The organism is Chryseobacterium sp. JM1 (genome assembly GCF_000737715.1).
GTDB lineage: Bacteria > Bacteroidota > Bacteroidia > Flavobacteriales > Weeksellaceae > Chryseobacterium.
This window is the reverse complement of sequence record NZ_JPRN01000012.1, coordinates 48,795-61,506: the sequence shown is the minus strand read 5'-3', so window position 1 is coordinate 61,506 and position 12,712 is coordinate 48,795. Positions and strand designations below refer to the sequence as shown.

General features: G+C 37.7%; 13 protein-coding genes. 12 read left to right on the top strand and 1 reads right to left on the bottom strand.

Translation table 11 applies throughout. The features are described from left to right. The first annotated feature begins 59 nt into the window (after positions 1–59). The 5 genes from IW22_RS18200 to IW22_RS18180 all read left to right on the top strand — a co-directional run bounded on the left by IW22_RS18200 (position 60) and on the right by IW22_RS18180 (position 5,557). The gene (locus IW22_RS18200; RefSeq protein ID WP_034729288.1) at positions 60–1,253 is read left to right on the top strand and encodes an efflux RND transporter periplasmic adaptor subunit; all 1,194 of its coding nucleotides are present in this window, start codon (positions 60–62) and stop codon (positions 1,251–1,253) included. 197 nt (positions 1,254–1,450) lie between these two features. Further along, entirely contained in the window at positions 1,451–1,936 is a 486-nt protein-coding gene (locus IW22_RS18195) for a hypothetical protein (RefSeq protein WP_131401760.1), read from the top strand. A gap of 11 nt (positions 1,937–1,947) precedes the next feature. Continuing rightward, the gene (locus IW22_RS18190; protein WP_034729285.1) at positions 1,948–3,465 is read left to right on the top strand and encodes a glycosyltransferase family 39 protein; all 1,518 of its coding nucleotides are present in this window, start codon (positions 1,948–1,950) and stop codon (positions 3,463–3,465) included. A 79-nt stretch (positions 3,466–3,544) separates the two neighbouring features. After that, positions 3,545–4,294: a subclass B1 metallo-beta-lactamase gene (gene bla, locus IW22_RS18185; protein WP_034729282.1), complete on the top strand. Its 750-nt coding sequence runs from the start codon at positions 3,545–3,547 to the stop codon at positions 4,292–4,294. Positions 4,295–4,657: 363 nt separating this feature from the next. Beyond that, a complete protein-coding gene (locus IW22_RS18180; RefSeq protein WP_034729483.1) occupies positions 4,658–5,557 on the top strand; it encodes an NAD(P)/FAD-dependent oxidoreductase in 900 nt (299 codons plus the stop codon). Positions 5,558–5,610: 53 nt separating this feature from the next. On the opposite strand, the gene IW22_RS18175 is transcribed toward IW22_RS18180, so the two are convergent. Next, entirely contained in the window at positions 5,611–5,793 is a 183-nt protein-coding gene (locus IW22_RS18175) for a hypothetical protein (RefSeq protein WP_034729280.1), read from the bottom strand. 164 nt (positions 5,794–5,957) lie between these two features. Here IW22_RS18175 and IW22_RS18170 point away from each other — a divergent pair, with 164 nt between their 5' ends. The 7 genes from IW22_RS18170 (at position 5,958) to IW22_RS18140 (ending at position 12,701) form a co-directional block, all read left to right on the top strand. Continuing rightward, entirely contained in the window at positions 5,958–6,284 is a 327-nt protein-coding gene (locus tag IW22_RS18170; RefSeq protein ID WP_034729278.1) for an ArsR/SmtB family transcription factor, read from the top strand. Between the two features lie 55 nt (positions 6,285–6,339). After that, positions 6,340–6,813 (top strand): DUF6428 family protein, encoded by a 474-nt coding sequence (locus IW22_RS18165; protein ID WP_034729276.1) that lies wholly within the window; start codon positions 6,340–6,342, stop codon positions 6,811–6,813. 23 nt (positions 6,814–6,836) lie between these two features. Then, positions 6,837–7,448 (top strand): protein-tyrosine-phosphatase, encoded by a 612-nt coding sequence (locus IW22_RS18160; RefSeq protein WP_034729273.1) that lies wholly within the window; start codon positions 6,837–6,839, stop codon positions 7,446–7,448. Between the two features lie 2 nt (positions 7,449–7,450). Next, a complete protein-coding gene (arsB, locus tag IW22_RS18155) occupies positions 7,451–8,485 on the top strand; it encodes an ACR3 family arsenite efflux transporter (RefSeq protein WP_034729267.1) in 1,035 nt (344 codons plus the stop codon). A gap of 132 nt (positions 8,486–8,617) precedes the next feature. Next, positions 8,618–9,883, top strand: a complete 1,266-nt coding sequence (gene glyA, locus IW22_RS18150) for a serine hydroxymethyltransferase (protein ID WP_034729264.1) — start codon at positions 8,618–8,620, stop codon at positions 9,881–9,883. Between the two features lie 60 nt (positions 9,884–9,943). Beyond that, the gene (locus IW22_RS18145) at positions 9,944–10,402 is read left to right on the top strand and encodes a regulatory protein RecX (RefSeq protein WP_081873976.1); all 459 of its coding nucleotides are present in this window, start codon (positions 9,944–9,946) and stop codon (positions 10,400–10,402) included. Between the two features lie 370 nt (positions 10,403–10,772). Then, entirely contained in the window at positions 10,773–12,701 is a 1,929-nt protein-coding gene (locus IW22_RS18140; RefSeq protein ID WP_034729261.1) for a polysaccharide biosynthesis protein, read from the top strand. Positions 12,702–12,712 lie beyond the last annotated feature (11 nt).

Below are 12,712 nucleotides of genomic sequence, written 5' to 3'. Positions count from 1 at the left end.
TAAATCATTAAATATTTAAATCAGTTAAAAATCTTAATAGTAAAAAATAAACTAGATATATGAAAAAGAAATTCACTTGGAAAAAAGCCATTTATATTGTACTGGGGCTTTTATTTGCAGTGGCATTGTTCTCCGGGATCGGGTATCTCGTGAAATCAAATTCTAAAGAGAGTGAAGCTTTCCTGACCAGAAAACCATCGTACCAGAACATGGAAGACAAGGTAATGGCCACGGGAAAAATCGTTCCGAAAGAAGAAATTGAAATCAAGCCGAACATTGCGGGAATCATTGATAAAATTTTGGTAGATGAAGGAGATAAAGTGACAGCAGGACAGCTGATCGCTACCGTGAGAATCATTCCTAACATTGCTGACGTGAACAACGCTCAGCAGGAAGTAGTGAATTCCCAGCTGCAGATCAGTAATGCCAAGCTGAATGTGGATAACATGCAGAAACAATATGCTATGCAGGAAAAACTGTTTAAGCAGGGTGTGATTTCCAAGCAGGAGTATTTAAACTCACAGCAGCAACTGTATACTCAGCAGCAGACGCTTAGAAATGCCAACCAGCAGTTAGCGACCGCTCAAAAAAGATTACAGATTGTAAAAACCGGAGCGACTCCTGAACTTCAGGGATTGGCGACAACACAGATCCGTTCCAAGGCATCAGGTACCGTTCTTGAGGTTCCTGTAAAAGTAGGAAGCCAGGTGATTGAGGCCAACTCTTTCAACGCAGGTACGACGATCTGTTCTATTGCAGACCTTAATTCTTTGATCTTCCAGGGAGAAATAGACGAAGCTCAGGCAGGAAAACTGAAACAAGGGATGGATATGAAAATCGTAATCGGTGCCCTTCAGAATAAGACGTTCCCGGGAAAACTGACGATGATCGCGCCTAAAGGAAAAGACAATTTGGGAACCATCAAATTCCCGGTAGAAGGTGATGTGACGAATCCTAACAACGAATATATCAGAGCCGGATTCTCTGCCAACGGAGAAATTGTCCTTAAATCTGAGAAGAACGCATTGCTATTGGATGAATCACTGGTTCAGTACGAAAAGAAAAACGGAAAAGACACGCCTTTTGTAGAAGTAAAGCAGAAGGATGGAAAGTTCAAGAAAGTATATGTGAAATTAGGAGCCAGCGATGGAATCAATGTACAGATCCTTTCAGGAATTAGCAAAGACTCTGAAGTGAAAGTATGGAACCCTTCCGATAAAGACAAGGAAGAGCTTAAAGAAAAGAAAAAATAGTAAACAATCACTATATATTTAAACTGTAAGATCCTGGGAATTTTTTCTCAGGATTTTTTATTAGTCAGGTCTGTTCATCTCTGAAATAGAATTATTAGATTTGATATTAAAATAAAGACATGTGCAGGTATGCCCGAAAAACATATAAATCCCATTACACCTGTTTTAAATGCAGAAAATCATTTAAACAGACCGATATGTATGATATTCTTTCAAGAATTGAAAAAGAAAAAGTCTATCATCAGCCGGATGGAACAATAAGAAATGTGGGCGATGTGTTTACAAAAGCTAAAAAAGAAGAACTGGATGCACTGACAGAAGAGATCAGGGCAAGAAAGATTAAATGTCCCGAATGTGGAAACCTCATGGCTGACCTTGGATGGGATTTTAAAGCACCAAAGAAAACCGATGTTAAAGAATGGAAAATTGTAGAAGGCCTGTTTATCATAGGACGGTGTTTTCACAGCTGCGGGTGTGACGGGATTGGTTACGTTCCTCAAAATCCTAAAGACTATGAAGAGTACTTAAAAAATACTTTGGAAGAGTACAAAAATAATGTCCTCAGCGGCCAAAACAAAACGGACCGGGAATTTCCTGAAAAACGTGAATATATTCAATTTTGGACACGAAAAGTGTCAGATGTCAAAGCAGAAATAATCCGTCAGAAATTTGAAAAAGCTTAAAATCCTCCTTCATGAAGAAAAACTACCTGATTCTCTTTTTCTTTATCATCGCAAAATTCATGCTCCAGTATTTCCTCATCAGCCCGGAATATGAACTGCACCGGGATGAATACTTACACCTTGATCAGGGCAATCACCTTGCGTGGGGATATCTTTCTGTGCCGCCCGTTAATTCATGGCTGGCCTGGCTGGTAAAAATAGCCGGAGGTTCTGTCTTTTGGGTTAAATTTTTTCCTGCCCTCTTCGGAGCATTGACGATTGTTGTGGTATGGAAAATTATTGAAGAACTTCAGGGAAATTTATACGCTAAAATTTTGGCTTCAACGGGCATTCTGCTTTCGGTGCTTCTCCGGATCAATATGCTTTTTCAGCCGACTTCTGTGGAAGTCCTCTTATGGACCCTTATTTATTATACACTGATTAAATATTTCAATTCAGAAAAAGTAAAATGGCTCTACATCGCTGCTGTGATCTTCGGAATTGGTTTCCTGAATAAATACAATATCGCCTTTTCAGTGTTGGGAATGATCCCGGCTGTTCTATTGACGAAACAAAGGAAGATCTTTCTTCAGCCGCATCTTTATATTGCGGGATTACTGGCAGTGTTGATCATGTTGCCCAATCTGTTGTGGCAATACAGTAACGGTTTTCCGGTGATTCACCATATGAAAGAACTTACGGAAAGACAGCTCGTCCATGTCGATCGGTTTGATTTTTTTAAGTCCCAGATTCTGTTTTTTATAGGTTCCTTTTTGGTGATCGTTGCCGGATGGTATGCTTTGCTGTTTTATAAACCGTTTTATAAATTCAGGTCTTTCTTCTGGATGTATATCGTGACGATTGCGCTGTTTGTATTTTTTAAAGCCAAAGATTATTATGCGGTTGGTCTTTATCCGGTTTTTATAGGATTCGGGGCTGTTTTTCTGGCTCCTGTTTTTGAAAATGGCTGGAAGAAATTTCTTAAACCGGTCTTTATTGTAATCCCTGTTTTACTGTTTTTACCTTTGTATCAGGTCGCATTTCCCAATAAAAGCCCGGAATACATCATCAGTCACCCGGAACCCTACAAAAAGATGGGACTGCTCCGTTGGGAAGATGGGGATGATCATCCGTTACCCCAGGATTTTGCAGATATGCAGGGTTGGAAAGAACTTGCGGAAAAAGTGGATAAAGAATATTCCATATTGTCAAAATCCGGAAATACACTGGTGCTCTGTGATAATTACGGACAGGCAGGCGCCATCAATTATTATTCAAAAAAAGATATAAAAGCGGTTTCCTTTAATGCCGATTACATCAATTGGTTTGATCTGAGTAAAAAGTATGTTAATCTGATTCGCGTGAAAGAATTTTCCAAAGATGAAGATGAGCTTAAAGAAACGGGTACTTATTTTAACACCGGCAAAGCGGCTGATTCCATTGTCAATAAGTTTGCCCGGGAAAAAGGAACAACCGTCTTTAGTTTTGAAGGTGCTAAAATTGATATCAGGAAGAGAATTCAAGATGAAATTGATAAAATGAAATGGTGATAATTAACACTTAATTAACTATGGCTTATCACTTTAGAGGGAGAAATATTTTCTAATTTAGCTGTAATGAATTAAACCTATGAAATCACTGTCAAAAATTTTACTCTTATCCTCTGCACTGTTCGCTTTTAGCTGTACTTCTCAGAAAAAACAGGAGAAAGCTAAACTAATGTACAAAACTGATAACCTGTCCATCATTCAACTCTCTGACGGTATTTATCAGCACGTATCCTACTTAAATACAGACTCTTTTGGAAAAGTGGAATGCAATGGAATGATCGTGAAAGATGGCAATGAAACCGTAATCCTGGATACCCCAACCAATGATAAAAGCTCCGCAGAATTGATTTCATGGATCAAAAACAGCCTCCACTCAAAAGTGAATGCCGTTGTTGCGACGCATTTTCATGATGACTGCCTGGGCGGACTGAAAGAATTTGATAAAAATAATATTCCGTCTTACGCCAATAATAAAACCATTGAGTTGGCAAAACAGACCGGGGCCAATGTTCCCGGTCACGGATTCAATGAAAGCATGACCCTGAACGCCGGAAAACATAAAATTATATTGAAATACTTTGGAGAAGGACACACAAAAGACAATGTTGTTGCGTATGTTCCTGATGAAAAAGCCATGTTCGGAGGCTGTCTGATCAAAGAAGTAGATGCAACGAAAGGCTATTTGGGTGACGCCAATGTTCAGGCCTGGTCTCCAACCGTTGAAAAAGTAAAAGCCCAGTATCCCGATGTTAAAATCGTAATGCCGGGACATGGAGAAATAGGAGGGCAGGAGCTTTTAGACTACACGATCAAACTGTTTAAAAATTAAAGGATTAAAATGGCTGAAAGAGGGAAGCTGCAAGTTCTTACCAGCCGTTTTATTACTTCCGACATTTAAATGAAATGAATGAAAACTCCTATTTGGTCCTCTATATCTTCCATCCTCAAGCTTCCTTTCTTTAAACAAAACTTTTCCATCAATATATCAACTGACAGCTGATTTTAAATTCTTTACAGGTTTAAAATCAGCTGTTTTTCTTTGTTCTTTCCTCATCAATTCATCATGATAGAAAATATTAATGCAACAATATTGCTTTAATGAAATTTTGTTTTACCTTTGTCAAAGCAAAGATGTTGAGACAGGCTTATGGTAAACCTTCTCACATCAATCATTAATTATCATTCATCATTCATGAAAAGCTACGACGTTATCATCATAGGAGGAAGTTATGCCGGATTATCGGCGGGAATGTCTTTGGGAAGATCAGTAAGAAATGTTCTGATCATAGACAGTGGGAAGCCCTGCAACAGACAGACTCCGCATTCCCATAACTTCATTACCCACGACGGAAAAACACCAAAGGAAATCTCTGATCTTGCCCGCGAACAGGTGGCAGCCTATGATACAGTAAAGTTTCATGAAGGTTCTGTGGTCAAATTAGGAAAAACAGATGAAGGCTTCGAAGCAAAAACGCTTGCTGGTGAAAAGTTCCATGCTAAAAAACTGATTCTTGCTTCAGGGGTGAAAGATCTTATGCCCAATATTCCCGGATTTTCAGAATGCTGGGGAATTTCAGTGCTGCATTGCCCGTATTGTCACGGCTATGAAGTGAGAAATGAAATAACAGGAATCCTTTCCGATGGTGATATGGCTTATGATTTTTCAAAACTCGTGTACAATCTGACAAAAGACCTCTTTCTATTCACAAACGGACCATCAGTGCTTTCCAAAGAGCAGAAACATAAACTGGCAGAGAATAATATCACGCTGGTAGAAGATGAAGTAGAGAACATTGAACATGAAAACGGGAATATCAGAAAAATTATTTTCAAAACAGGAAAAGAAATTTCGCTGAAGGTTTTATACGCCAAAATACCTTTTGAGCAGCATATCAATGCTACAGGGGATCTTGGCTGTGAACTTACGGAGCAGGGTTTCATCAAAGTTGATATGATGCAGAAAACAAACGTTCCGGGGGTCTTTGCATGCGGAGACAATGTAACGATGATGAGATCTGTAGCCAATGCGGTAGCACAGGGAAATTTCGCCGGAGCAGTAGTCAATAAAGAACTTACAGAAGAATTATTTTAATTTATCCAGCTGGGAAGAGAGGTTGGAAGTTTTATTTAGAAGGACATGTTTTTTTAGAGTAATGTAATTTCCTTCTTCCATCCTCTGGCTTCCTTTCTCATTATCTTATTCGGAATTTCATATTCATATATATAAATTGGTGTGATCCCTGTAGAAGTTTTCTGCAGGGATTTTTTGCCTGAACCTGATTCAGGTTGGAAGATGGAAGAAGGAGGCTGGAAGTTACTATTAGACATTCATATGTAATAGTTACCTAAAAAATTACTGAAATATCTTATAGTACTGCCTTTGGGCTTCAATAACTTCCCTCTTCGAGCTTCAAACTTCCTGACGTAATAAAATTACTAAAATATTTTGCTGTAAAAATTTATTATCGTAATATTGCGATATAATTAATCTTATGGGAGCTACAAAAACAGATTTCTTTACGGACGAGCAAAACAAAATAGCGGTCATAGCCAAAGCTTTGGGACATCCGGCGAGAATTGCCATCATTGAATACCTTCTTAAAGTGAATGAATGTATCTGCGGAGATATCGTGAATGAACTTCCTCTTGCACAGCCTACCGTTTCCCAACACCTGAAAGAATTAAAAAATGCAGGCCTGATCAAAGGAAATATTGAAGGAAATTCCGTGTGCTATTGTATTGATGAAAAAGCTTTTGAAATTTTAAATGCTTTCTTTTCCAATATTATTTCCACCGTGAAAAAGCAGAATTGCTGCTAAAATTTTTTTGACTTTTATTATCGTAATATTGCATTATAACAATTAAAATAAATCTATGAAATTATCAGACATTAAATACATTTTACCGGCATTGGAGAATGTAGAATTCCAGCTGGAAAACGGGAAATTGGTACCGGAACATTTCCATGTGACGGAAGTAGGGATGGTGACCAAAAACTTCATCGACTGTGGAGGGACCATCAGAAAAGAAGAAAGAGTCAATTTCCAGCTTTGGGATGCAGATGATTATGAACACCGTCTGAAACCGGGAAAACTGCTTCATATCATCAATCTGTCGGAGGAAAAGCTAGGGATCGGAGATTTTGAGATTGAAGTGGAATATCAGGACCAGACGATTGGAAAATATGATCTGGAATTTAATGGTAAAAACTTTGTGCTGAAAAATAAAGTGACGGCCTGCTTAGCTAACGAAGCATGTGGTATTCCTGAGGAAAAACAAAAAATCAGTCTGAGTGAGTTAAAAACTGATCAGAATTCCTGCTGCACACCGGATTCAGGTTGCTGCTAGTATTAATTGTAATGCCAGTTGAAATGTATCCTAAATTACTAAAACATATAGAAGAAATTCTTTCTCAGAAGATCAGTGACGAAAGAAAGGCGGTATTGCAACCCTTAATTGATTTTATAGAAAATAAAAAAAGAAACCGGGAAGCAATAGATATTCATTTTATCTGTACCCACAATTCCCGCCGAAGTCATCTTGCACAGATCTGGGCACAGGCTGCCTCTGCTTATTTTAAAATTCCTGACGTGCACTGCTATTCCGGAGGAACGGAAACCACGGCTTTATTTCCTAAGATTGCTGAAACATTAATGGAAGTCGGTTTTAATATTTGGAAACTAAGCGAAGGTGAAAATTCCGTGTATGCAGTAAAATATGCTGAAAATGCTTTGCCACTCATTGGATATTCTAAAAAGTATGATGATATTTTTAATCCGGAAAGCGGTTTTGCAGCAGTAATGACCTGCTCCCAGGCAGATGGAGGTTGCCCTTTTATTGCAGGCGCAGAAAAACGGATTCCCATTACATTTGAAGATCCGAAGATTTCAGATGGATTACCCATACAAACCGAGACGTATAAAGAAAGAAGTATGCAGATTGGGGCTGAAATGTTTTATATTTTTTCCAGAATAAGTAAATAACTATGAAGCCCAAATTAAAACTTCTCGACAGATATCTGACCCTTTGGATCTTTCTGGCGATGCTGACCGGCGTTGGTTTGGGATATTTTTTTCTAGGTATTTCTGTACTCACCAATTCACTTTCTTCAGGTACGACGAATATACCATTAGCGGCCGGGCTGATCTTGATGATGTATCCGCCATTGGCGAAAGTGGATTATGCCTTACTACCGCAGGTATTCAGAGACAAAAAAGTAATAACTGTTTCGTTAGTGTTAAATTGGGTTGTTGGACCTGTACTCATGTTTGCGTTGGCTGTTATTTTTCTTAAAAATGAGCCGGACTTTATGATTGGGCTGATCCTTATTGGTCTGGCAAGATGTATTGCGATGGTGATTGTGTGGAATGATCTGGCACAGGGAAACCGGGAATATGCAGCTTTGCTGATTGCATTAAACAGTATTTTTCAGATCGTATCCTATAGTTTTCTGGTGTGGTTGTTTATTAATGTGCTTCCTCAGAAATTAGGACTCGGGAATTTTAATGTTTCAGTACCCATTGGAGATGTGACGGAAAGTGTTTTAATTTATCTGGGAATTCCCTTTTTAGCAGGTTTTTTAAGCCGCTACTTTCTCACAAAATGGAAAGGAAAAGAATGGTACAGCCGGAAATTCATTCCCATGATCTCACCTGTCACTTTATATGCATTGTTATTCACGATTGTATTAATGTTTAGTCTGAAGGGAGATAAAATACTGGAACTTCCTATGGATGTGGTGAAAGTTGCCATTCCACTGATCATTTATTTTGTGTTGATGTTTTTCATTAGCTTTTCGGTCAACAGATTGATCAAAGTTCCATATGATAAAAATGCAGCCATTGCTTTTACAGCGACAGGAAATAATTTTGAATTGGCTATCGCGGTAAGTATTTCTGTTTTTGGAATTCATTCATCTCAGGCTTTTGTAGGAGTGATTGGTCCTTTGGTAGAAGTTCCTGTTTTGATTGTCTTGGTTAAGGCGAGTTTATACCTGAAAAAGAGATACCAGCTGAAGTAAAAGGAATTACGAATAATAGCAGATTCAAACTTAAAACCCGAAATTTTGGTCTAAAATCATGCTTTCTGATACAGAAATCTTAAAGTAAATTCCGTACATTTGGGGTGAAAAATTTCAAAAACTAAAAGTAAAATGGACATTATTTTCGACCTGATTGAAAAAGAAAGACAAAGACAAGCCCATGGATTAGAGCTTATTGCGTCAGAAAACTTTGTTTCTGAGAACGTGATGAAAGCAATGGGAAGTGTACTGACCAACAAATATGCTGAAGGATATCCCGGAAAAAGATATTACGGAGGTTGTGAAGTAGTAGATGAGGTTGAAACATTAGCCATCAACAGAGCAAAAGAACTTTTCGGTGTAGACTACGTGAACGTACAGCCGCATTCCGGATCTCAGGCTAATGCTGCCGTTTATCTTGCAGTTTTGAAAGCAGGAGATAAGATCATGGGAATGGATCTTTCAATGGGAGGACACCTTACTCACGGTTCAGGAGTGAATTTCTCCGGAATTCAGTATCAGGTAGTTTCTTACGGGGTTCAGAAAGAAACCGGACTTATCGATTACGATCAGATGAGAGAAGTGGCTTTGAGAGAAAGACCAAAAATGCTGATCGCAGGATTCTCTGCCTATTCAAGAGATTTGGATTATGCTAAATTCAGAGAGGTTGCAGACGAGATCGGAGCAACACTTTGGGCAGATATTGCTCACCCGGCTGGTTTAGTGGCTAAAGGATTGTTAAACTCTCCATTCGAGCATTGCCATGTAGTGACTACCACTACTCACAAGACTTTAAGAGGTCCGAGAGGAGGGATGATCATGATGGGCAAAGACTTCGAAAATACATACGGTCACAAAACACCGAAAGGAGAAACGAAGATGATGAGCCAGGTATTGGACGGAGCTGTATTCCCTGGGATTCAAGGAGGTCCGTTGGAGCACGTTATTGCTGGTAAAGCAGTTGCTTTCGCTGAAGCTATCGACGGTCAATTTGAAACATATGCCAAGCAGGTTAAAGCCAATGCACAGGCATTATCAAAAGCAATGATCGAGAGAGGTTTCGATATCGTAAGTGGAGGTACAGACAATCACTTAATGCTGGTAGATCTTAGAAATAAGAACGTCAACGGAAAAGAAACAGAGAAGGCATTAGTGCTTGCAGATATTACCTGTAACAAAAATATGGTTCCTTTTGATGATAAGTCACCGTTCACAACTTCCGGTATCAGACTGGGAACTGCAGCGATTACGACAAGAGGGCTTAAAGAAAATGATATGGACACGATTGCAGGACTTATTTCTGACGTTGTAGACAATATCAAAAATGAAGAAGTTATCGGTTCTGTAAGAAAGAAAGTAAATGAACTGATGGAAGGCAGAGCGCTGTTCAACTATTAATTTAATTTAACATTATAATAAAGAATGGACAGCTTTGTCCATTCTTTTTCATATCTATTTATGGAGAAAAAGTCTTTCACTTTTGATGAAATAAAACTGAAACTGGTGAACTATTGCGTTTATCAGGACCGTTGTCATGCAGAAGTTGAACAGAAAATGCGGGAATTCCTGTTAATTGAGGAAGCCAAAGATGAGATCATCCTGTACCTTTTGAAAGAAAACTACCTGAATGAGGAAAGATTTACACGAAGTTATATCAGGGGTAAATTTTACATCAAACATTGGGGCAGGAATAAGATTAAAATGCATCTGAAGCAGAAACAGATCTCTGAAAAGCTTATCAACAGCTGTTTTGATGAAATACATGAAGAGGATTACGAAAAAATGATCAGAAAGATATTTGAAGATTATTCCTCCAAGCAAAAAGGTTTACAGGAATATCAAAAGAAATCTAAAACAATAAAATATCTGATGAGCCGGGGTTTTGAATATGAAAAAATAGCTGATATTTTTGATTAGGATTTTTTTAATTTCAACTATTAGGGAATTAATTATTCGTTAACGTTTTGTATGAAAATCATTAATCGAAGCTTTTTAATTGAATTTTTTTTATGGCACGCAGCTTAAATAGTTAGATTGATTGTCGATTTTAAATTTTTAACGTTTTCTTTATGGTATGATTTTTGTCAATGGTTTTTGTCTAGTAGAATAGAATTGCTAGTTTCGCAAATGAATAGGCATGCAGAAAAAGAATAAGTCAAATTATTTTGAATTTTAAATAGACAGATCGAATTTTATTTTATTTTTGCATGATTGTATCAGGATTATCTTTAATTTGGATAATCAGATCTTATACCTTATTATAAAAATATGAACACAAATACAGACAATGTACAGCTCTCTTAGGAAAAAAATATTTGGAGGGGATAATGTTGTCAATCTCTCAGACGTAAGATATCTTCCCAGATGGATAATACTAGTAATAGATATTATTATTCTGGTGATGTCTCTATTTATTTCAACTTACACAATTGAAAAAATCACTCAGAAAGAGTTTATTTATCACGAACAGAAAAGTGTTGTATTCGCTTTTATAATTGTGGTGAATACAGTATTTATGTATTTTTTCAAAACCTACGCAGGGATTATAAGGCATTCTACGTTTATTGATCTTTTTAAACTGTTGATCTCATGTTTCTGCACAATGACCGTTGTAGGAATTGTAAACCTTACTTATTTTTGGATAACAGGCGGAAAATTTATACTTACTCCGTTTCTGGTGCTGTATTTTATCATCTCTTTTATGGGACTGTTTCTCTTCAGGCTATATGTGAAAGAGTTTTTTCATGTGGTGAGAGAATACAGGAGAAGTTCTTTGAAAAAGAGAATTCTGGTATTGGGGATCGATGAGCAGTCTATTGCTATAGCTCGTGCCATTCTGGATAACCCAAGCCTGCCTTATCAGGTCGTTGGATTTCTTACCCAGCGAACAGACTCTAAAAGGGCATCTTTATTGGGCAAACCTATTTACGAAAAAAGAAGAATAGAAGAAGCTACAAAAGAAGATCTTATTATTGATGGGGTTATTATTGTTAAAGAAATGATGTCTAAGGACGAAATGAATTCCTGGGTGAATTTATTTTTAGAAAAAGACTTAAATATATTCAAAGCTCCGTCTGTACAGAAATTAAGAGACAGTGATTTGGGAGTAGCGATCAGAAATTTACAGATCGAAGATCTTCTGAACAGAAAGCCTATAAAAATAGAAAGTGAAGAAGTTAAAAGCCGACACTTCAATAAAAATATACTGGTAACAGGTGGTGCCGGTTCTATCGGTAGCGAAATTGTAAGACAGGTCGCACAGTTTAATCCTGCACTGATTGTTGTTTTGGATCAGGCAGAGACCCCTTTATATGATATTGAGCTTGAAATGAAGGATAAATTTCCTCATATCAGATTTAAATTTGTTTTGGCAGATGTTTCCAGTATCCATAGAGTAGAGTCGCTGTTCCAAACCTATAATTTTGCAATGGTTTATCATGCTGCCGCCTATAAGCATGTTCCTCTGGTTGAAGAAAATCCTAATGAAGCCATTCGTGTGAATGTTTTGGGATCTAAGAATATTGCTGTTTTATCAAGCCGTTATAAAGTAAACAGATTTGTAATGATCTCTACCGATAAGGCTGTAAACCCCACCAACGTAATGGGGGCTTCTAAAAGAGCCGCTGAATTATTCGTTCAGTCTTTACAGCATGTGGAAGGAAATACCACCAAGTTCATTACCACAAGATTTGGGAATGTTTTAGGATCAAACGGATCGGTTATTCCTCATTTCAAGAAACAGATTGAAGCCGGAGGTCCGGTGACCATTACCCATCCGGATATCGTAAGATACTTTATGACAATTCCTGAAGCCTGTGAACTTGTACTGCATGCAGGAACAATGGGGCAGGGAGGAGAGATATTTGTCTTCGATATGGGAGAACCTGTAAAGATTCTGGATCTTGCACGCAGAATGATTAAATTATCAGGTTTTGAACCCAATATAGATATAAAAATCATATACACAGGTTTAAGACCGGGAGAAAAACTTTATGAAGAACTGTTAAGCGATAATGCTAAAACACTTCCTACCCATAATGAAAAGATCATGATTTCAAAAGATCCGGCCATGACTTTTTCAGAAATAGAAAGCCTGATCAATTTGATCACAGATGCTTCGGTATTGAAGGATAAAGTGGAAGTCGTAAAGATTTTGAAAACCATTGTTCCCGAGTTTAAAAGTAATAATTCGGTCTACGAAGTATTAGATAAATAGAAAAAATATAA